The sequence below is a fragment of the Enterobacter cloacae genome (assembly GCF_011078175.1).
In the GTDB taxonomy this organism is placed as follows: Bacteria; Pseudomonadota; Gammaproteobacteria; order Enterobacterales; family Enterobacteriaceae; genus Enterobacter; species Enterobacter cloacae_Q.
Map to the genome: position 1 here is coordinate 143,629 of NZ_JAALCJ010000004.1, position 21,910 is coordinate 165,538.

Here is a 21,910-nt window from a genome sequence, read left to right on the forward strand (position 1 = left end):
AACGTGACCAGTATATCACAATCGAACGGCTAATTTTTGACCAAAAACAAGACATCTGGAAACTTTACACAACGGCCGTCGTCAGCCTGGAAGAACAACACAGGCGATCCTGTTCGTCCAGAATATCAATTTGCCACACCTGATGACGGCTTCCTGCATGCAGTGCGCGGCAAACGCCGCGCACGCGCCCGCTGCGAACGGAGCGGATGTGGTTGGCATTGACCTCCAGACCCACCACCTTCTGCTCTCCTTCCGTACAGAGATAGCCCGCCACTGACCCCAGCGTTTCGGCCAGCACGACGGACGCACCGCCGTGTAACAGGCCAAACGGTTGATGAGTCCGGCTGTCTACCGGCATCGTCGCTTCCAGTTCATCATCGCCAATACGCGTGAACTGGATGTCCAGCAAACCGACCATGTTCTCCGCGCCCATGGCATTTAAGGCCTCCAGGGTAACCGTACGTTTCCAGATCATCCGATAATCTCCAGTAAAGCCTGCAATGGATGGCGGACGCCGTTACCTTCCACCCGTTTCACCTGGCTGCGGCAGGAGTAGCCCGTCGCCAGACAGCGGTTGCGTGGCAGGTGCTGCATTGCCTGATGCCACGACAGCTCGTAAATGCCGAGCGAATTAGCGTGGTTTTTGACTTCATGGCCGTAGGTTCCGGCCATACCGCAGCAGCCCACGTTGACGCTTTCCAGCTTCGCGCCAAACCGGGCGAAGATAGAAGCCCACTGGGCTGGCGCCGTCGGCAGCGCCGTCACTTCGGTGCAGTGCCCAAACAGATACCAGGATTCTCCGCTGACCTCCTGAGAGGCCGTTTGCGTCAGTACCGCAGGGAGCCACTCGTGCACCAGTAAGACCTGAAAATCACCGCGCTTATCGCCGAGCGTCTGCTTATACTCATCGCGATAGCAGAGCACCAGCGCCGGATCGACGCCCACCATCGGCATACCGAGCTGCGCCACGCGATTCAGGAAATCCGACGTTTTCTGCGCGGTTTTCGCAAAGCGGGTCAGGAAGCCTTTAATGTGCTGCGCCTTGCCGTTGGGCGAGAACGGCAGCACCACCGGCTGGTAGCCGATTTTCTCGGCCAGTCGGACAAAATCAGCCACCACCTGCGCATCGTAATAACTGGTAAAGGGATCCTGCACCACCAGCACCACCTTCGCTTTCCGATCGGGACTTAGTGCTTCCAGTTGTTCCAGGGTCATATTCGCCGAGCGATGCCCCACCAGCCGACGCTGGAGCGATGGCACCGACAGCAGCGGCAGATCCACCATGCCGATATGTTTTTCAGACAGTTTGCGCACCAGCGGCTGATTGATAAAGAAGTTAAAGGTTTTTGGCGCACGGGCCATCAGCGGCGCGTAACTCTCCACCGTCGCCACCAGATGATCGCGCATCGGGCGCAGATAGCGCGTGTGGTACAGCTGGAGGAAGCGGGAACGGAATTCCGGTACGTCAATTTTAATCGGGCACTGGGTAGAACACGCCTTGCACGCCAGGCAGCCGGACATCGCCTCTTTCACCTCATGCGAGAAATCGTATTCGCCTTTATTCGCATGCCAGCTGTTGCGGGTGCGTTCGATAAGCCCGCGCAGGCTGGCGCGTTTTTCCGGCAGCTCCTGTTCCAGCTTGAGCGGGTCAATGCCGCGGTCAGCCAGCAGGCGCAGCCATTCGCGCACCAGCGTGGCACGCCCTTTCGGGGAGTGGATACGGTTACTGGTGATTTTCATCGACGGACACATTGGGCTTTTCACATCGAAGTTGAAGCACAGCCCGTTGCCGTTGCACTCCATCGCGCCGCGCCAGGAAGCGCGTACCGCAATCGGAATTTGTCGGTCATAGGTGCCGCGCTTAACGGCGTCCACCTTCAACATCGGCGCATCAACGCCATCCGGCGGACAGATTTTTCCCGGGTTAAGGCGGTTATCGGGATCAAACGCGGCTTTCACCTTACGCAGCTCGGCGTAAAGTTGTTCGCCAAAAAACGCCGGGCTGTACTCGGCGCGGAATCCTTTTCCGTGCTCACCCCATAGCAAGCCGCCGTATTTGGCCGTGAGGGCCACGACCTCGTCGGAGATCGCCTTCATCAGGATCTCCTGCTGCGGATCGCACATGTCCAGCGCCGGGCGCACGTGCAGCACACCCGCGTCGACGTGCCCGAACATGCCATAGCTCAGACCATGGCTGTCGAGAAGCGCACGAAACTCCACAATATAATCGGCAAGATGTTCCGGCGGCACGCAGGTATCTTCCGCAAATGGAATCGGCTTCGCCGCCCCTTTCGCGTTGCCGAGCAGCCCCACCGCTTTTTTACGCATCGCGTAGATTCGCTCGATGCCGGAGAGATCGTTACACAGCTGCCAGCCAATGACGCCGCCTTCTCCCTGCGCAATCAGCTCGTCCAGACGCTGGCAGAGCGTGCTCACCTGGCTCTCAATCAGCTCTGCGTCATCCCCGGCGAATTCGACGATGTTCAGGCCGAGCATCTCTTTATCCGGCACGTCGGTAATCAGTTCGCTCACCGAATGCCAGACGATATCCTCCCGGGCCAGGTTCAGGACTTTTGAATCGACGGTTTCCACCGACAGCGCACGCGCCTCCACCATGAACGGTGCATTACGCAGCGCGGAGTCAAAGGAGTTGTATTTGACGTTCACCAGACGGCGCACCTTTGGCAACCGGGTGATATCCAGACGCGCCTCGGTGATGAAGGCCAGCGTCCCTTCTGACCCGGTCAGTACGCGGGTCAGATCGAACTGGCTCAAATCCTCATTAAAAACATGGCGCAGATCGTAGCCCGTCAGGAAGCGGTTGAGCTTCGGGAATTTGTCGAGGATCAGTTCGCGATTTTCGCGGCACCGCTCCAGCACGGTACGATAAATCCGTCCGCTGGTGGTGCTCTCTTTTGCCAGCGTCTCAGCCAGTTCGACCGACATCGGTTGGGTATCAAGAATATCGCCCCCCAGCAGCACCGCCCGCACACCCATGACGTGATCGGAGGTTTTGCCGTAGACCAATGATCCCTGCCCCGAGGCATCGGTGTTGATCATCCCGCCAATGGTCGCGCGGTTACTGGTAGAAAGCTCCGGCGCAAAAAAATAGCCGTAAGGTTTCAAAAACTGATTCAGCCGATCTTTGATCACCCCCGCTTCCACACGCACCCACCCCTCTTCCGGGTTGATCTCAATGATGCGGTTCATATAGCGGGACATATCAATGATGATGCCCTGGTTCAGCGCCTGCCCGTTGGTGCCCGTCCCGCCGCCGCGCGGGGTAAAGACCAGGGAGCTGAAACGCTCCTGCGACGCCAGACGAGCGATGAGCGCCACATCGGCGGTAGAGCGCGGGAAAACGACGGCATCGGGAAGAAGCTGGTAAATACTGTTATCGGTCGCCATCGTTAGCCTGTCGGCATAATCGGTGGCGGTGTCACCTGTAAAACCCTGTTGCTCCAGTGCCTGCAAAAAATTAAGCACCAGCTGAACGACGCCCGGTGCCTGAGAAATCTGTGGGATCATTGTTGTCGACCCTAATGAGAATAGTGTGAAATCGTTTGCGTTGTGTCTGGAAAGTTTTATCACATTTTTTTCTTATGTGCTTCGTAGAATTGCGGGCAAAATCTGCCTGTCAAAAATCGCTGAAATCACTAATGATTAGAGAGATGCGGTTTATATTCCCATCAGCCTTGCTGGTGTTCATTTAAGGAAAGTTTTGTTTATGGTCAATCTTCGTCAGCCCAGGGATGTCGCGCAGATACTGCTGTCGGTGCTGTTCTTAGCCATTATGATTATTGCGTGTCTGTGGATTGTTCGCCCTTTCGTGCTCGGATTTGCCTGGGCCGCGACCGTCGTCGTCGCTACCTGGCCTTTACTCTTACGTTTGCAGAAGCTGCTGTTTGGTCGCCGCGGTCTGGCCGTGCTGGTGATGACGCTGCTGTTGTTCCTGCTGTTTATTATTCCCATTGCACTGCTGGTCAACAGCCTGGTTGACAGCAGCGGCCCGGTTATTCGCGCGGTCACCAGCGGTGACATGACGCTGCCCGATCTCGCGTGGCTGAACAGCATTCCTGTTGTAGGTGCCAAACTGTACAGCGGCTGGCACAGTCTGCTGGAGATGGGCGGTAGCGCCCTGATGGCCAAAGTGCGTCCGTATATCGGCACTACGACCACCTGGTTTGTGGGGCAGGCTGCGCACATCGGTCGCTTCATGATGCACTGTACGTTGATGCTGGTCTTCAGCGCCCTGCTGTACTGGCGCGGCGAACAGGTTGCGCTGGGGGTACGTCATTTCGCCACCCGCCTGGCAGGTAAGCGCGGCGACGCAGCCGTGCTGCTGGCAGCCCAGGCCGTGCGAGCGGTGGCGCTCGGCGTGGTGGTCACCGCGCTGGTACAGGCGGTGCTCGGCGGTATCGGCCTGGCGATTTCCGGCGTGCCGTATGCCACCATTTTTACCGTCATCATGTTAATGACCTGTCTGGCACAGCTCGGTCCACTGCTGGTGTTGGTTCCCTGCATCATCTGGCTCTACTGGACGGGCGATACGACCTGGGGCACGGTGCTGCTGGTCTGGAGTTGCGTGGTGGGCACCATGGATAACGTGATCCGTCCCCTCCTCATCCGCATGGGCGCTGACCTGCCGCTGATTCTGATCCTGTCCGGGGTCATCGGTGGGTTAATTGCCTTCGGCATGATTGGTCTGTTCATCGGTCCGGTGCTGCTTGCGGTAACCTGGCGTCTCTTCTCCGCCTGGGTGCATGAAGTACCGCCGCCGGGGACCGATCCAGACGTCATCTTAAGTGAACTTGAAGAGCTGGAAGATAAGAACGCGAAATAAAAACGTATGCCGGGTGGGATTAACGCTTACCCGGCCTACACTCTCAACATGAATACTTAAACGTTGCTAAACTATTTATTCTCTGCGCACTGGTCAGACCCGCCTTTACATGCCTAAAACCGTCATTTTGCTCAAGAAATCTTTACCTCCCTTTAACTATTGAGACGAATCCGATCGACTCAAAATGTTGGCATGCCTACTATTAAGACACGGTTATAAATCAACACCTTGATTTATAAGCATGGAAATCCCCTGAGTGAAACAACGAATTGCTGTGTGTAGTCTTTGCCCATCTCCCACGATGGGCTTTTTTTTATCCTTTTTACGCCCGTGTAATGTCACACCGACTAAGCATCCGCCATTCCTTCGTCAGCACCTGCGACTCCCCGGTTACCAGCACGTTCACCGCTTCGCGAATATCCGCCGAGGAAGCCCCAACCTGTAGCTCAAATTCCCCTGGCTCGACAATTCGCTTCCCATCCCGGCGCGTAAAATTGAACATATCCACCGGCAGGGTAAAGGTTAGCGAGGCGGTTTCTCCCGGTGAAAGCGTAACGCGCTGGAACGCTTTCAGCTCCTGAAGCGGACGCACCTGCGTGGCAACCCTGTCACGCACGTATACCTGTACCACTTCACTGCCGCTGCGCTCCCCTGTGTTGGTGACATCGACGCTTAGCACCACCTCTCCGCTGACCGGTACGCGGCTTTCAGCCAGGCGTACCGCTCCCCAGCTAAACTGCGTCCAGCCGAGACCGTAACCGAATGGGTAAAGCGCGCCAAAATGGAACGCAAACGGCGTGCCCCCGCTTTTCAGCTTGTGGTTGTAGTAGTACGGCATCGCCCCGGCGCTTTTCGGCACGCTCACGACCAGCCTGCCCTGCGGCTCCGCGCGGCCGGTTAAGACATCGGCAATCGCCCAGCCCCCTTCCTGCCCCGGCGCCCAGGCCATCATCAGCGCGGCCACCTTATCTTCCAGCCCCTGAAGGTTATAAGGTCGCCCACCCGTGAGGACAACTATCACCGGCTTACCGGTTGCCACCAGCGCCTCCAGCAGCTGTTGCTGCACGCCCGGCAGATTTAGCGAATCGGTATCCGAGCCTTCCCCCACGGTGCCGCTCTGGAAAAGCCCGGCGAGGTCGCCCACGCAGGCCACCACGACGTCGCTCTCTTTTGCCGCACTCACGGCTTCGGGGATCAGGTCCGTGCGTTGTGAAACCGGCGACTGCTGCATCGGTTTACCGCCGCTGTCGCCCGGGAACACCGGCGCGCCCGCCATCCGTTTTTCGATAATGTGGCACCCTTTGGCGTAACGTATCTGCGATGTGCCAAGATACTGCTCCAGCGCCGCGCGCGGGGTGGTCACCTGCGAGGTCTCTTCAACCATATCGCTGATGATGAGGTGAACCGGGAAGCTGTAGCCGCTCAGCAGCGCCAGCGGATCGTCCGCCGTCGGCCCCACTACCGCTACACGGGGTTTTCCGCCGAGGGGCAAAATGCCGTTATTTTCCAGCAGCGTGATCGATTTTGTTGCCACCTCGCGTGCCACCTGTCGGGTCGAGTCATTCTGCAAATCGATACCGTCTTCGTCGGCGTACGGTTTTTCAAACAGCCCGAGACGGAATTTTTCATTCAGCACGCGCGCCACAATCTCATCCACTTTCGCCATTGAGATAAGACCACGCTCTACCGCTTCCGCCAGATGACGCGCGCAGTCATCCTTCGGCAATTCCACGTCCAGCCCGGCGTTAAACGCCAGCGCCGCCGACTCCGCTGGATCGTGAGAAATGCCATGGTGCTGGTGCAGCAGGCTGACGCCGCCGTAATCCGCCACGATAATGCCGTCGAAGCCCCACTGTTCACGCAGCACGGTCGTGAGCAGGAAATGGTCGCTGTGCCCTGGCTGATTATCAATGTCATGATAGGCTGGCATCACCGAACCGGCGTTGGCCAGCTTCACCGCCATCTCAAACGGCAGCAGGAAGGTATCGTTGAGCTCGCTGAAACCGAGATGGACCGGCGCATGGTTGCGCGCCCCTTCGCTGAAGGAGTGGCCGACGTAGTGTTTCAACGTCGCCAGCAGATCGCGCTTATCGCCCTGCAACCCCTTTACGTACGCCGTCGCCATCACCCCTACCAGCCACGGATCTTCCCCAAAGGTCTCTTCCGTCCGTCCCCAGCGCACATCACGCGAGACATCCAGCACCGGTGCCAGCCCCTGCTGGCACCCGACAGACCGGGCCTCTTTGCCGATCTGCTCCGCCGCGCGCTGTACCAGCGCCGGGTCCCAGGTGGAACCGTAGTTCAGCGACGACGGGAACAGGGTTGCATCTTTGCACAGCAGCCCCACCAGACACTCCTCATGAAACAGCGCCGGAATGCCGAGCCGGGTCTCCTCCATCATCATGCGTTGCAGGCGGTTGGCGGCACGCACGCCGGTTTTTGCATTAACAATGTGCGTGCCGAGCGGACGGGTGATCTGCCCGACGCCGAGCTTCAGCCTTTCGCTGAGGGACGCCTGTTCGCTCACGCCAGCGAATTCATCGCTCAGATCGCTGCGCTCGCGGTGGTTGCCGTGTTCATCGAGGATCAGCCAGTACGCGTGCATCTGGGCAAATTTCTCTTCCGGCGTCATACGCGCCAGTAAATCAGCGACACGCTCGTGTACGGGACGTCCCGCGTCCTTGTAGATCGCAGTCATGGTTTACTCCTGTAGTGCGGATTGGGTTGCCGGGCTGAGCTGCCCCGCATCGTTTCGACTATCGCGTTTGCTGGCCAGCTCGCGGGCGATGCTGTCCACCAGCCGGCTATTAAGTTTGTAAATGGCAAGGAGCGCCACCATGCAGAGGAACAGCGCGCAGGGGATCAGGGTGAACAGGGCATTGATGGTTGCGAGAACCTGAGGCGCCTGGTTTGCCTGACCGGGAGCGTAATCCACCATGCCAAGCACCCAACCGACCACTGCCCCGCCCAGCGCCAGCCCAAACTTGATGGCAAACAGGGCGGTAGAGAAGACCAGCCCGTCCAGACGGCGGCCGCTACGGTGCTCTTCGTAGTCCACCACATCGGAGAACATGGTCCATTGCAGCGGCGTGGTCAGGTTCTGAATAAAGCTAAACACAATATTCAGACCGAATATCAGCCACACCTGCGAAGGAGGAATGAAGAAAATCAGCGCGCCAAAAATAACGAAAGAAATAATGGTCCACTGATAGGCACGCACGCGATCAAATTTCCCCAGCAGGCGTTCAGATAATAATGCGCCGCTTAAGGAGGCCACCATGCCGGAAACGATAAAGGCAAAAACCAGTTCCGGACGTAACAGAACATAGTTAACGTAATACATGGTTGCAGAGCCACGCGTCACGACGGCGGTTAACAGCAAAATATTAAACAGAAAAACAATTCGCCACTGGCTGTTGCCGGCCAGCAGTTTTAAATCCGTCAGCATCGAGCCGGAGGTGTCATTGCGCGGCGAGTAACGCTCCCGGGTCATAAAGAAGCAGCAGAAGAATAAAACAATACCCAGCAGCCCCATCAGGCTCATGGCATAGAAATAGCCTTTTTGCACATTCCCCTGGCCTAATAATGAGACCAGCGGCAGCGCGATAACCGTCACAATCAACCCGCCGATAAACGACAGGCCAAAGCGCCAGGATTGCAGCGAGTGGCGTTCGCGCGGGTCAAGCGTCAGCGCGCCAGGCATAGCGCAATAAGGAACATTGATCGCGGAATAGATCAGGCTCAGGATGGCATAGGTTACGCAGGCATAGACAATTTTCGCCGTCTGCCCGGCATCCGGCACGTAGAAGGTAATCAGGCAGCTCACGCCAAACGGAATGGCAAACCAGAGCAGCCAGGGACGAAAACGACCGTGGCGCGTCTGAGTACGATCCACCAGCGCACCAATGCACGGGTCGACAAACGCATCGACAACGCGCACCACTAAAAACATGGTGCCCATAATGGCCGCCGGTAAACCGAATACGTCCGTATAGAAATAAGCGAGAAATAACGTTGCCGTTTGCCAGACCAGCGCGCTGGCCATATCGCCGAGGCCATAGCCTATTTTATCTTTGGTACGTAATACAGAGGAGATTGTCATTGTTATTTGCCTTTTTATCAGGTTAAAACGTATTTCAACCAGTCGCGCATCATCCCGACGGATGTACGCGGTAAGGCTCAAGTATTAGCAACGCCCTGCCCGCTAACAATTGTCTAAATTAACAGATAAATTATGATATTTGGTTTTTTGCTTTATTTGTGATGGTGAGCATATTCGCAGGAAAATAAAAAAGGCGAGGACAGATATCCTCGCCTTTTTCAGGTTATGCCGGTTTTACTTGTTCAGCTCTGCCAGGCTCAGCCAGGTTTGTACCACGGTGTCCGGGTTCAGAGAGAGGCTATCAATCCCCTCATCCATCAACCAGGCCGCAAAGTCTTCATGGTCAGAAGGACCCTGGCCGCAAATGCCAACGTATTTACCCTGTTTCTTCGCCGCGCGGATGGCCATGGAGAGCAGCGCCTTCACCGCCTCGTTTCGCTCATCGAACAGTTCAGAGACGACGCCGGAGTCGCGGTCCAGGCCGAGCGCCAGCTGCGTCATGTCATTCGAGCCAATGGAGAAGCCGTCGAAGTGCTCAAGGAACTGCTCGGCCAGGAGGGCGTTGGACGGGATTTCACACATCATGATGATTTTCAGCCCGTTCTCGCCGCGCTTCAGCCCCTGACGCGCCAGCTCATCCACCACCGCTTTCGCCTGATCCACGGTACGGACGAACGGGATCATGATTTCCACGTTGGTCAGCCCCATGTCGTTGCGCACGCGTTTTACCGCCTCGCACTCCAGCGCGAAGCAGTCGCGGAAGCTTTCCGACACGTAACGTCCGGCACCGCGGAAGCCCAGCATCGGGTTCTCTTCTTCCGGCTCGTAGCGTTCACCGCCCACCAGGTTGGCGTATTCGTTGGACTTAAAGTCCGACAGACGCACGATCACGCGTTTCGGGTAGAAGGCCGCGCCGAGCGTGGCGATCCCTTCCGTCAGGCGTCCGACATAAAACTCTTTCGGCGAGTCGTAACCTTTCATCATCTCGCGGATTTCGTTTTGCAGTTTTGCGTCCTGGTCCTCGAACTCCAGCAGCGCACGCGGGTGCACCCCGATCATTCGGTTAATGATGAATTCCAGACGCGCCAGGCCCACGCCTTCGTTCGGCAGGCAGGCGAAGTCAAACGCGCGGTCCGGGTTACCGACGTTCATCATGATCTTCAGCGGCAGGTCCGGCATGGTATCCACGCTGGAGCTTTTCACGCTGAAGTCGAGGATATCGGCATAGACGTAACCGGTATCGCCTTCAGCACAGGAGACCGTAACCTTCTGGTCATCCTTCATGCGTTCGGTTGCGTCACCGCAGCCGACCACCGCCGGGATCCCCAGCTCACGGGCGATAATTGCCGCGTGACAGGTACGGCCACCGCGGTTGGTGACGATGGCAGCCGCTTTTTTCATGATCGGTTCCCAGTCCGGGTCGGTCATGTCGGTGACCAGCACGTCGCCGGGCTGAATGCGGTTCATCTCGCTGATGTCGTGGATCACTTTCACCGGACCGGCACCGATGCGGTGGCCGATTGCGCGGCCTTCCGCCACGATTTTGCCCTGCGCGTGCAGGGTGTAGCGCTCCATGACCTGACCGCGTGAACGGACGGTTTCCGGACGCGCCTGCACGATAAACAGCTTGCCGGTGTGTCCGTCTTTGGCCCACTCGATGTCCATCGGACGGCCATAGTGTTTTTCAATCTGCACCGCCTGCTTCGCCAGCTCTTCCACTTCGGCGTCGGTCAGGGAGAAGCGATCCCGCTGCTCCTGCGGCACATCTTCAATGGTGACCTGCTTGCCATGCTCCTGGGTCGGGGCATAGATCATACGGATTTTTTTCGAGCCCATGGTGCGGCGTACCACTGCCGGACGGTTAGCCGCGAGCGTAGGCTTGTGCACATAGAATTCGTCAGGGTTCACCGCCCCCTGCACCACCATCTCGCCCAGACCCCATGCGGAGGTGATAAACACCACCTGGTCGAAGCCGGATTCAGTGTCGATAGAGAACATCACGCCGGAAGAGCCCACGTCGGAGCGCACCATGCGCTGAACGCCCGCAGAGAGCGCGACGCCGCGGTGGTCATAGCCCTGATGGACGCGATAGGAGATGGCGCGGTCGTTGAACAGGGAAGCAAATACATGCTTCACCGCCACCAGTACCGCCTCGTAACCCTGGACGTTGAGGAAGGTTTCCTGCTGCCCGGCGAAAGAGGCATCCGGCATATCTTCCGCGGTAGCGGAAGAGCGCACGGCAAAGGAGGCCTGCGCGTCGTCAGCGGAGAGCTGGTTGTAGGCGTCATGGATGGCTTTTTCCAGTTCCGGCTGGAAAGGTGTGTCGATAATCCACTGGCGGATTTGCGCGCCGGCTTTGGCAAGCTCGGTGACATCATCAATATCCGTTTTATCCAGCAGGTCGTAAATGCGCTGGTTTACACCGCTCTGGTCTAAAAACAGGTTAAACGCATCGGCGGTTGTGGCAAACCCGTTAGGTACGGAGACACCCATACCGGACAGATTTGTAATCATTTCACCCAGGGAGGCATTTTTGCCCCCAACTCTGTCTACATCATTCATGCCGAGTTGGTTATACCAAAGCACCAGCGGTGACGAGCCATTGTTGGACATCGAAACAATCCTTTTGTGATATTTGATCGGAGTAAGAAACACCTGACTACGTATTTATACTGGCATATTTATTTCCGCTAAAAAAACGGTGAATCGTGTAAGCAATTTAAATTTTCAACTTTTCGGACAGTTTCCCCGCACTCGCTAACCCGATGATTCCTATAGATTCCGGCAAAAACCATAGAAATAAAGCCGCTATTCGAAAAATGAACTCCACTTTTCAGGAAAATCAAAAACACCATTTCATTTTAAATTCAGATAAGTTCTTTGCTGTGAAATTAACTTTTTTAATTTATGCTTTCAGGCAATTACGTATGCTATTCAGGGTGGATAAAATGGATAATGCTGTCGATCGCCACGTTTTTTATATTTCTGATGGGACGGCGATTACCGCCGAGGTGCTGGGACACGCGGTGATGTCGCAGTTTCCGGTATCGATAAACAGCATCACGCTGCCGTTCGTGGAAAATGAGAGCCGGGCTAAAGCGGTCAAGGACCAGATCGACGCCATTTACCAGCAGACCGGCGTTCGTCCGCTGGTGTTCTATTCCATTGTGATCCCTGAGATCCGCAACATCATTCTGCAAAGCGAAGGCTTCTGTCAGGACATCGTGCAGGCGCTGGTTGCTCCCCTGCAAAGCGAGCTGAAGCTCGACCCAACGCCGATCGCCCACCGTACCCACGGGCTGAACCCCGGCAACCTGACCAAATACGATGCGCGTATTGCCGCCATTGACTACACCCTGGCGCACGACGACGGGATCTCGCTGCGCAATCTCGACCAGGCGCAGGTAATTTTGCTTGGCGTGTCGCGCTGCGGTAAAACCCCCACCAGCCTTTATCTGGCCATGCAGTTTGGCATTCGCGCCGCCAACTACCCCTTTATTGCCGATGATATGGATAACCTGGTGCTGCCCGCCGCGCTCAAGCCGCTCCAGCATAAGCTGTTTGGGCTGACCATCAACCCGGAACGACTGGCAGCGATCCGCGAAGAACGTCGCGAGAACAGCCGCTACGCCTCGATGCGCCAGTGCCGAATGGAAGTCTCTGAAGTCGAAGCGCTGTACCGGAAAAATCAAATTCCCTGGCTGAACAGTACCAACTATTCAGTAGAAGAAATTGCCACCAAGATCCTCGATATCATGGGTCTGAATCGCCGCATGTACTAACATGCTAGTACAATAATCCAGTTTCAGTTATTATTACGCCATCCTCGGGGCGACGTGCCCCGAACTTGAAATCAGCAGGGATTGGTTTAAGGTGATGCCCATCACTTCCCGGTAGTCTGCCGATGAAGCAAAAAATTTCTGAGACATTCCATGAACAAAACCGATGAACTGCGCACCGCGCGCATTGATAGCCTGGTCACACCGGTTGAACTGGCCCGGCTGCATCCCGTTTCCGCCGAGGTGGCGAACCATGTGACGGCCTCTCGTCGCCGCATCGAAAAAATTCTCACTGGTGAAGACAAACGTCTTCTGGTGGTGATGGGTCCCTGCTCCATTCACGATCTGGACGCGGCGATGGATTATGCAAAACGCCTTCAGACGCTGCGCGGCACGTATCAGGATCGCCTGGAAATCGTGATGCGTACTTACTTTGAAAAACCCCGTACCGTCGTGGGCTGGAAAGGATTGATTTCCGATCCCGATCTGAACGGCAGCTATCGGGTAAATCACGGTATTGCCCTGGCGCGCAAGCTGCTGTTACAGGTTAACGAGCTGAGCGTGCCAACTGCCACCGAATTTCTGGATATGGTGACCGGACAGTTTATTGCCGACCTTATTAGCTGGGGCGCGATTGGCGCGCGTACCACAGAAAGCCAGATCCACCGTGAAATGGCGTCGGCGCTCTCCTGTCCGGTGGGCTTCAAAAACGGAACGGACGGCAATACCCGAATTGCCGTAGACGCCATCCGCGCGTCACGCGCCAGCCATATGTTCCTCTCCCCGGATAAAAACGGCCAGATGACTATCTACCAGACCAGCGGCAACCCGTTCGGACATATCATTATGCGTGGCGGTAAAAAACCGAATTACCATGCAGAAGATATTGCCGCCGCCTGCGAAACGCTGGCGGAATTTGACCTGCCGGAACATCTGGTGGTGGATTTCAGCCACGGCAACTGCCAGAAACAGCACCGCCGCCAGCTGGACGTCTGCGAGGAAGTTTGCCAGCAGATCCGCAGCGGCTCGACCGCCATTGCAGGGATTATGGCAGAGAGCTTTATCAAAGAAGGCACGCAGAAGATCGTAGCCGGACAGCAAATGGTCTACGGCCAGTCAATCACCGACCCGTGCCTGAGCTGGGAAGACAGCGAACGGCTGCTGGAGATGCTGGCGTCTGCGGTAGATTCGCGCTTCTAACCCCTTGCCGGGTGGCGGCTTTGCCTTACCCGGCCTACGATTCGTGCCCTTCAGCCTCTCCCTTGAGGGCTGAGGGATCCCCAGTAATTTGAAAGCAAAAGCGATAACGTTGCCTCAGAATAACTGAGAGCTTTCAGCGATGTCCTGGTCCGGCTGTAAATCGCTGAGGCGTTTGCCTTCCGGCCGGGGCGAGGCGCAGGGATGCGCCGAGAGGGCGGGCTTTACAGGGATGTTACCTCCGCCCGTCCCCAATAAGCCGGAAGGAATAAGCCGAAGGTACCGCGAAGCGGCGATTTTCCGCCGTAAGCCCGGGTCGCCAGGGTGGTGGCGACTGAGCCACCCTGGCACGTTCACCGGCCTTGTCGTGACAGAGTAGCAAGGAACATAACGTGGACGGAATGACCACCAGAGCCGTATGTTCCCCCTCACCCCAGCCCTCTCCCTCAAGGGAGAGGGGGCCGTCTGTGCAGGCATAATTTTGTGGGGAACCCTCAGCCCTGTGGGGAGGGCATCAGATCGCCCTTACCCACAAATTTGATCCCGTCACACAATTTTCACAAAAACGCTTGCCGTGAATTTGCAGTTTATTGATAATGATTATCATTGTTACATTGATTGTTATTTATAAACATTATGTCACCGACCGATAACAGCGCGGCAACGCCAACAAAAACACACACAGCGCCGTCCCCTGCTCCCACCGATCGCCGCATCGACAGCAAAAGCCTGTTGGGTGAGGAGGGCCGGGTCATTATCGAGCATGACGGCCAGCACTACCTGCTGCGCCAGACCAATGCCGGAAAACTGATCCTGACTAAATAAACCAGAAAAACATTCGCCAGCCACCCAGGTGATCCCCAGGCAGCCAGCGCTTTTCAATTCTTATGGAGAGTTGCTATGCCACACCTGCAATCCGCGTCCTTACGCCCGTCTCTTCTGGCGCTGGCGATTGTCAGCACCCTGCCGGGCGTTACCTTTGCCGCCGCAGACGAGATCACCGTCACCGCCACCGGCAATGCCCGCAGCGCCTTTGAAGCCCCCATGATGGTGAGCGTGATTGACGCCACCGCGCCAGAAAGCCAGACCGCCAGCTCCGCCGCCGACCTGCTGCGCAAGGTTCCTGGCCTGACGCTGGACGGTACCGGGCGCACCAACGGCCAGGACGTTAACCTCCGGGGCTACGACCGCCGTGGCGTACTGGTGCTGGTGGATGGCGTACGCCAGGGCACCGATACCGGACACCTGAACAGCACGTTCCTCGATCCGGCGCTGATCAAACGTATCGAAGTGGTGCGCGGTCCTTCCGCCTTGCTGTACGGCAGCGGCGCGCTGGGCGGCGTAATTTCGTATGACACCGTCGACGCCAGCGATCTGCTGGATGCAGGTAAAAACAGCGGCTATCGCGTATTTGCTACCGGTGCAACGGGCGATCGCAGCATCGGGATGGGCGCCAGCGCCTATGGCCGCACCGATACCCTGGACGGACTGGTCTCCTGGTCCAGCCGCGATCGCGGCGACATTCGTCAGAGTGACGGCGCGAGGGCGCCAAACGACGAATCCATCAACAATATGCTCGCGAAAGGCAGCTGGAAAATCGATCCGGCGCAGACGCTGAGCGGCTCCCTGCGCTACTACAACAACGACGCGCAGGAGCCGAAAAACCCGCAGACCACGGATGCCAGCAGCAGTAACCCGATGACCGATCGTTCCACCATTCAGCGCGATGCCCAGCTTGGCTACCGCATTGCGCCAGCCGGAAACGACTGGCTGAACGCCGATGCGAAAATTTACTGGTCCGAAGCGCGGTTCAACGCCCAGAACATCGACGCCAGCGGCGAGTTCCGTAAGCAGACCACCAAAGGCGGCAAAGTGGAAAACCGCACCCGCCTGTTCAGCGACGCCTTCGCCTCGCACCTGCTGACCTACGGCGGGGAATATTACCGTCAGGAGCAACACCCCGGCGGCGCAACCACCGGCTTCCCGGACGCGAAGATCGACTTCAGCTCCGGCTGGTTGCAGGATGAGATCACCCTGCGCGACCTGCCGATAACGCTTCTCGGCGGGACGCGTTACGACAACTACCGCGGCAGCAGCGACGGTTACGACGACGTGGATGCGGATAAGTGGTCATCACGCGCCGGGTTAACCGTGAGTCCAACCGACTGGCTGATGCTGTTCGGCTCTTACGCCCAGGCCTTCCGAGCGCCAACGATGGGCGAGATGTATAACGACTCGAAGCACTTCTCTATCGGCAGCTTCTACACCAACTACTGGGTGCCGAACCCGAACCTGCGTCCGGAAACTAACGAAACCCAGGAGTTCGGTTTTGGGCTGCGTTTTGACGATCTGCTGCTCGCCAACGACGCGCTGGAGTTCAAAGCCAGCTACTTCGACACCAACGCGAAAGATTACATCTCCACCACGGTCGATTTTGCGGCGGCCACCACCATGTCCTATAACGTACCGAACGCCAAAATCTGGGGCTGGGACATGATGGCAACCTACGCGACCAGCCTGTTCAACCTCGACGTGGCCTACAACCGCACGCGCGGGAAAGATACCGACACGGGCGAATACATCTCCAGCATCAACCCGGACACCGTCACCAGCAAGCTGGATATCCCCGTGGCGCAAAGCGGCTTTTCCGTGGGCTGGATCGGCACCTTCGTCGAACGTTCAACACACATCAGCAGCAGCTACAGCGAGCAGCCTGGCTACGCAGTGAATGATTTCTACGTCAGCTATAAAGGCCAGCAGCAGTTCAAAGGCATTACCACCACCCTCGTGCTGGGGAACGCCTTCGACAAAGCCTACTGGTCACCGCAGGGCATCCCGCAGGATGGCCGCAACGGCAAGATTTTCGTCAGTTATCAATGGTAATGCCCTTCAGGGCAACGATTCAGAAGGATAAGATTATGGGTCACTACACACGCTGGCTTGAGCTTAAAGAAGAACATCCGGGTAAATACGCCCGTGATATCGCCGGATTAATGTACATCAGCGAAGCAGAGCTGGCATTTGCGCGCGTTGGACACGACGCCTGGCGGCTGCGCGGTGAAATCCGTGAGATTCTGGCAGCGCTGGAGTCGGTGGGGGAAACCAAATGCATCTGCCGTAACGAATACGCCGTTCACGAACAGATCGGGGCGTTTACTCACCAGCACCTCGGCGGCCACGCCGGGCTGGTGCTGAATCCGCGCGCGCTGGATCTGCGTTTGTTCCTCAACCAGTGGGCGAGCGCGTTTCACATGAGTGAAACAACCTCCCGCGGTGAACGTCAGAGCATTCAGTTCTTCGATCATCAGGGCGACGCGTTACTGAAGGTCTACACCACGGATCGCACCGACGTTGCCGCCTGGGGCGACGTGCTGACCCGTTTTATCATTGCCGATAACCCCGCTCTGGCGCTGAAGGCTGTCGATGCCCCTGCGCATTCCGACGGTGCTGATGCAGGCTCGGTTGAGAAAGAGTGGCGCGCCATGACCGACGTGCATCAGTTCTTTAGCTTACTGAAGCGCCATAACCTGAGCCGCCAGCAGGCGTTTCGTCTGGTGAGTGACGATCTGGCCTGTAAGGTGGATAACAGCGCGCTGGCACAGCTGCTTGAGACGGCGCGACAGGACGGAAACGAAATCATGATCTTCGTCGGCAACCGTGGCTGCGTGCAGATCTTCACGGGTGTGGTGGAAAAACTGACGCCCATGAAGGGCTGGCTAAACATCTTCAACCCAACCTTTACCCTGCATCTGCTGGCGGAGACTATCGCCGAGACGTGGGTAACGCGTAAGCCTACGGCGGACGGACACGTTACCAGCCTGGAATTGTTTGCGTCGGATGGAACTCAGATTGCCCAGCTCTACGGCCAGCGTACCGAAGGCGAGCCGGAACAGAGCCAGTGGCGCCGCCAGATTGACGCCCTGACGCCAGAAGGGCTGGCCGCATGAAAAATTGGTTTGCCCTGCTCTGCGCCCTACCGCTGGTCGCCGTCGCCGCGCCGGAGAGAATTGTCGCCCTCGGCGGCGACGTGACGGAGATCGTCTACGCCCTCGGCGCGGAGTCTTCTCTGGTGGCGCGCGACAGTACCAGCCAGTGGCCGCAGGCGACAGACGCGCTGCCTGACGTGGGGTATCTCCGCCAGCTCAACGCGGAGGGGATTTTATCCGTACGCCCGACGCTGGTGCTGGCAAGCGATCAGGCGCAGCCCTCTCTGGCGCTGAAACAGGTTGAACAGAGCCACGTCCGGGTAGTAACCGTTCCCGGCACGCCTGACCTGCGCGCGATTGACGAAAAAGTGCGGGTGATAGCTCAGGCGACGCATCATGAGGCGCAAGGGGAAACCCTGCGCACCTCGCTGCGTCAGGCGCTGGCGGCACTGCCCTCATCACCGCTCAACAAGCGGGTGCTGTTTATCCTCAGCCACGGCGGAATGACCGCAATGGCGGCCGGGCAACAGACCGGCGCGGATGCGGCAATACGCGCCGCCGGGTTGCAGAACGCCATGCAGGGCTTTACCCGCTATCAGCCGCTTTCCCAGGAGGGAGTGATGGCCAGCCAGCCGGACCTGGTGGTGATTTCGCAGGACGGCCTTAACGCGCTGGGCGGCGAAGAAAATTTGTGGAAACTTCCCGGTCTGGCGCAGACGCCTGCGGGACGACACAAACAGGTGCTGCCCATTGATGACATGGCTCTGCTGGGCTTCAGCGTCCGCACGCCAAAAGCCATACAGCAGCTGCGCGCCAGAGCGGAGCAACTGCCCTGATGTCCCGACGCATCACGTTATCGTTATGGCTTCTGGCGGGGTTGCTTACCGTTATGACATTCATGGCTACCGGTTTTGGGGCGTTACGCCTGCCGTTGAACGTACTGTGGAGCGACAGCGACGAGACGCTACGCCAGATCTGGCTCACCATCCGTCTGCCCCGCGTGCTGCTGGCGCTGGTGATTGGTGGGTCGCTGGCCCTCGCCGGCTGCGTCATGCAGGGGCTGTTTCGCAATCCGCTGGCCGACCCGGGCCTGCTCGGGATCAGCAGCGGTGCGGCGCTGGCCGTCGCCCTGTGGGTGGTGCTCCCGCTCTCGCTGCCCGCGCTGGTGATGCTTTACGCCCCTATGCTGGCGGCATTTCTTGGGGCGCTGGCAGCCACAGGCGCGATCTTCCTGCTCAGCAAGCAGCATGACGCCTCTCTGTCACGTCTGTTGCTGGTGGGTATCGCCATCAATGCCCTGTGCGGTGCGGCAGTGGGTGTGCTTTCGTGGGTCAGCAATGACGCCCAGCTTCGCCAGCTTTCACTCTGGGGAATGGGAAGTCTTGGTCAGGCACAGTGGTCAACGCTGTTAGCCGTGACCTCGCTGATGGTGCCTGCCGTTCTGGCGATCTGGCGTTGTGCCAGCGCGTTAAATTTATTGCAACTGGGTGAAGAGGAAGCGCATTACCTTGGCGTGGACGTTGCCCTTGTACAGCGAATATTACTGTTATGCAGCGCCCTGCTGGTCGCTGCGGCTGTCGCCGTCAGCGGCGTAATTGGTTTTGTCGGACTCGTGGTGCCGCACCTGATGCGCATGTGGCTGGGCGCCGATCACCGGGCAACCCTTCCCGGCACGGTACTCGCGGGCGCTCTTCTGCTGTTGGTGGCGGATACGGTCGCGCGCACCCTGGTCGCCCCGGCAGAAATGCCGGTCGGCCTGCTCACCAGTATCCTTGGTGCCCCCTGGTTCTTATGGCTCATTTTTCGTCGTGGAGAACAGCATGGCTGAACGTTATACGGCTGAAAATCTTACTTTTACCCGGTCTGGCCGCACGCTGACAGATAACGTTTCGCTGTCACTGTCGCAGGGAGAGCTGGTGACACTGATCGGCCCCAACGGCGCGGGGAAATCCACGCTGCTGCGGCTGCTGACCGGCTACCTGAAACCCGACAGCGGAGGCTGTTCGCTGGCGGGAAAATCGCTGGAGGAATGGCATCCGCTGACGCTGTCCCGCTATCGGGCAGTGATGCGCCAGCATTCTCAGCCTGGATTTGACTGGCTGGTGGAGGAGATCGTTGGAATGGGGCGTGCGCCCTGGACGCGTCACCCGGAACCGTCAATTGTGCGTGAGGTGTTGCAGCTGACCGGCTGCCTGCCGCTGGCCGGCAGGCGCTATCATGCCCTCTCGGGCGGCGAGCAGCAGCGCGTCCAGCTCGCCCGCGCGCTGGCGCAGCTGTGGCGTGACGGCACGCCGCGCGGCTGGCTGTTTCTCGACGAACCCACTTCTGCGCTGGATCTCTATCATCAGCAGCATCTGCTGCGCCTGTTGAAATCGCTGACCCGTCAGGGCCACCTTCATGTCTGCGTGGTGCTGCACGATCTCAATCTCGCCGCGCTATGGTCGGACCGGATCCTGCTGTTACACAACGGCGGAATTGTTTCTCAGGGCATGCCGGAGACCGTTTTGCAGGCCGACGCGCTGGCGCACTGGTACGGTGCGCAGGTGCACGTCGGCAAACATCCGGCGCACGCCGCGCCGCAGGTTTTTCTCGCCCCTTAGCTTGAGCAGCTTACTTCCAGCCGCTTGCCCCAGTCCGGTGGACGGCTGACATAGTCGTCCTCCCGGTCGGTAAACGGCGTGCGCAGAGCGATATGCAGCCGATGCAGCTCGGTATAATCTCCCTGCTCTGCCTGCTCAATGGCCCGTTGCGCCAGCCAGTTGCGCAATACCATCGCCGGCTTAACCGCCTTCATCCGCGCCTGGCGGGTGTCGTCATCAACCTGTTCCTGCTGCAAACGCGCCCGGTAAGCGGCAAACCAGTCATCAAACGCCTGTCGGTCAATGAACTCGTCGCGCAGCGGTGACGCGGCGCTCTGCTGCGCGGTCTGGCTCAGCATACGGAAGGTTCGGGTATAGTCGCTGCCTTCACGCGCCATGATGGCAAACAGCCCATTCAGCAGCGCGTTATCGCCTTTTTCCTGCGTCATCAGCCCCAGCTTGTTGCGCATTAACACACCATATTCCCGCAGCAGAACCTCCTGATAGCTGTCCAGCGCATCGTTCAGGGCATCGACGTCGATAAACGGCGACAGGCTTTGCGCAAGCCGCTGGAGGTTCCACAGCCCCACCGCAGGCTGGTTGTCGAAACGGTAACGCCCCTGATAGTCCGAATGGTTACAGATGTAACCCGGCTGATAGTCATCAAGGAAGCCGTACGGACCGTAGTCAAACGTCAGCCCTAACAGGGACATGTTGTCGGTATTCATCACGCCGTGGGCAAAGCCGACGGCCTGCCAGCGGGCAATCATTGAAGCGGTGCGCGCGACAATATCACGGAACCAGAGAACATAGCGGTCCGGTTCGTTTTGCAGGTCTGGCCAGTGACGGCGCAGGGCATAATCGGCAAGTTGCCGGACTTTATCCGGCTCGCGGCGATAGTAGAAATGTTCAAAATGGCCGAAACGCAGATGGCTTTCCGCCACGCGGATCAGCATCGCTCCTCGTTCCATCGTTTCGCGGGCCACCGGCGTGTCGCTGGTGACCATCGACAGCGCGCGTGAGGTGGGGATCCCAAGCGCATGCATCGCCTCGGAAGCCAGACCTTCGCGGATGGTTGAACGCAGCACCGCGCGGCCATCTCCCATGCGTGAGTACGGGGTTAGCCCTGCCCCTTTCAGGTGCCAGTCGAACGTTTCGCCGTTCGGCAGAACCTGTTCACCCAGCAGGATGCCGCGACCATCGCCGAGCTGTCCCGCCCAGACGCCAAACTGATGTCCGCTGTAGACCTGAGCCAGAGGCTTCATGCCCGGAAGCAGCGTTTCGCCGCCCCAGACGCCGGCGCCTTTTTCTGGCTGAAAAAGCGTCGAAGGGATGCCAAGCGAATCCGCTAATGCATCGTTATGCCAGACAAGACGCGCATTCTCTAAAGGCGTCGGCTTAAGCGCGGTGTAAAAGCCGGGTAATTCATCGTGCCAGTGGGCAGTAAAAGACAGGGTCATAAGTCCTCCTGCTTTAAGTGTAGA

15 protein-coding genes and 1 other RNA gene are annotated in these 21,910 nt (G+C 58.1%); 10 read left to right on the top strand and 6 right to left on the bottom strand.

The window, feature by feature from the left end:
• Positions 1 to 64: 64 nt before the first annotated feature.
• Both menI and ydiJ read right to left on the bottom strand, forming a co-directional pair.
• Positions 65 to 475: a 1,4-dihydroxy-2-naphthoyl-CoA hydrolase gene (menI, locus tag G6Q29_RS10355; RefSeq protein ID WP_165465533.1), complete on the bottom strand. Its 411-nt coding sequence runs from the start codon at positions 473 to 475 to the stop codon at positions 65 to 67.
• Positions 472 to 3,528 (bottom strand): D-2-hydroxyglutarate dehydrogenase YdiJ, encoded by a 3,057-nt coding sequence (gene ydiJ, locus G6Q29_RS10360; RefSeq protein WP_165465534.1) that lies wholly within the window; start codon positions 3,526 to 3,528, stop codon positions 472 to 474. The genes menI and ydiJ overlap by 4 nt, the downstream gene beginning before the upstream one ends.
• A 199-nt stretch (positions 3,529 to 3,727) precedes the next feature.
• Here ydiJ and ydiK point away from each other — a divergent pair, with 199 nt between their 5' ends.
• Both ydiK and rprA read left to right on the top strand, forming a co-directional pair.
• Positions 3,728 to 4,843 carry an AI-2E family transporter YdiK gene (ydiK, locus tag G6Q29_RS10365; RefSeq protein WP_165465535.1) on the top strand — a complete coding sequence of 372 codons (1,116 nt, stop codon included), beginning with the start codon at positions 3,728 to 3,730 and terminating at the stop codon, positions 4,841 to 4,843.
• Between the two features lie 209 nt (positions 4,844 to 5,052).
• An RNA gene (gene rprA / locus G6Q29_RS10370) (antisense sRNA RprA) lies at positions 5,053 to 5,160 on the top strand.
• Between the two features lie 5 nt (positions 5,161 to 5,165).
• Here the strand turns inward: rprA and G6Q29_RS10375 are convergent.
• From G6Q29_RS10375 to ppsA, 3 genes are all read right to left on the bottom strand, one after another.
• Positions 5,166 to 7,541, bottom strand: a complete 2,376-nt coding sequence (locus G6Q29_RS10375) for a glycoside hydrolase family 3 N-terminal domain-containing protein (RefSeq protein WP_165465536.1) — start codon at positions 7,539 to 7,541, stop codon at positions 5,166 to 5,168.
• Positions 7,542 to 7,544: 3 nt separating this feature from the next.
• Positions 7,545 to 8,945: an MFS transporter gene (locus tag G6Q29_RS10380; RefSeq protein ID WP_165465537.1), complete on the bottom strand. Its 1,401-nt coding sequence runs from the start codon at positions 8,943 to 8,945 to the stop codon at positions 7,545 to 7,547.
• A 234-nt stretch (positions 8,946 to 9,179) separates the two neighbouring features.
• A complete protein-coding gene (gene ppsA / locus G6Q29_RS10385; protein ID WP_165465538.1) occupies positions 9,180 to 11,558 on the bottom strand; it encodes a phosphoenolpyruvate synthase in 2,379 nt (792 codons plus the stop codon).
• 335 nt (positions 11,559 to 11,893) lie between these two features.
• Here ppsA and ppsR point away from each other — a divergent pair, with 335 nt between their 5' ends.
• The 8 genes from ppsR to G6Q29_RS10425 all read left to right on the top strand — a co-directional run bounded on the left by ppsR (position 11,894) and on the right by G6Q29_RS10425 (position 20,447).
• A complete protein-coding gene (gene ppsR, locus G6Q29_RS10390) occupies positions 11,894 to 12,727 on the top strand; it encodes a posphoenolpyruvate synthetase regulatory kinase/phosphorylase PpsR (RefSeq protein ID WP_017384644.1) in 834 nt (277 codons plus the stop codon).
• A 150-nt stretch (positions 12,728 to 12,877) separates the two neighbouring features.
• Entirely contained in the window at positions 12,878 to 13,924 is a 1,047-nt protein-coding gene (gene aroH, locus G6Q29_RS10395; protein WP_165465539.1) for a 3-deoxy-7-phosphoheptulonate synthase AroH, read from the top strand.
• Between the two features lie 633 nt (positions 13,925 to 14,557).
• A complete protein-coding gene (gene hemP / locus G6Q29_RS10400; protein WP_015570723.1) occupies positions 14,558 to 14,746 on the top strand; it encodes a hemin uptake protein HemP in 189 nt (62 codons plus the stop codon).
• 75 nt (positions 14,747 to 14,821) lie between these two features.
• A complete protein-coding gene (locus tag G6Q29_RS10405) occupies positions 14,822 to 16,804 on the top strand; it encodes a TonB-dependent hemoglobin/transferrin/lactoferrin family receptor (protein WP_165465540.1) in 1,983 nt (660 codons plus the stop codon).
• Positions 16,805 to 16,839: 35 nt separating this feature from the next.
• The gene (gene chuS, locus G6Q29_RS10410) at positions 16,840 to 17,868 is read left to right on the top strand and encodes a hematinate-forming heme oxygenase ChuS (protein ID WP_165465541.1); all 1,029 of its coding nucleotides are present in this window, start codon (positions 16,840 to 16,842) and stop codon (positions 17,866 to 17,868) included.
• The gene (locus G6Q29_RS10415; protein ID WP_165465542.1) at positions 17,865 to 18,683 is read left to right on the top strand and encodes a heme/hemin ABC transporter substrate-binding protein; all 819 of its coding nucleotides are present in this window, start codon (positions 17,865 to 17,867) and stop codon (positions 18,681 to 18,683) included. Before chuS ends, G6Q29_RS10415 begins: the two co-directional genes overlap by 4 nt.
• Positions 18,683 to 19,675, top strand: coding sequence for a FecCD family ABC transporter permease (locus tag G6Q29_RS10420; RefSeq protein WP_165465543.1), 993 nt, complete (start codon positions 18,683 to 18,685; stop codon positions 19,673 to 19,675). The genes G6Q29_RS10415 and G6Q29_RS10420 overlap by 1 nt, the downstream gene beginning before the upstream one ends.
• Positions 19,668 to 20,447 (top strand): heme ABC transporter ATP-binding protein, encoded by a 780-nt coding sequence (locus tag G6Q29_RS10425; protein ID WP_165465544.1) that lies wholly within the window; start codon positions 19,668 to 19,670, stop codon positions 20,445 to 20,447. Before G6Q29_RS10420 ends, G6Q29_RS10425 begins: the two co-directional genes overlap by 8 nt.
• On the opposite strand, the gene selO is transcribed toward G6Q29_RS10425, so the two are convergent.
• Positions 20,444 to 21,886 carry a protein adenylyltransferase SelO gene (selO, locus tag G6Q29_RS10430; protein WP_165465545.1) on the bottom strand — a complete coding sequence of 481 codons (1,443 nt, stop codon included), beginning with the start codon at positions 21,884 to 21,886 and terminating at the stop codon, positions 20,444 to 20,446. The genes G6Q29_RS10425 and selO overlap by 4 nt on opposite strands.
• Positions 21,887 to 21,910 lie beyond the last annotated feature (24 nt).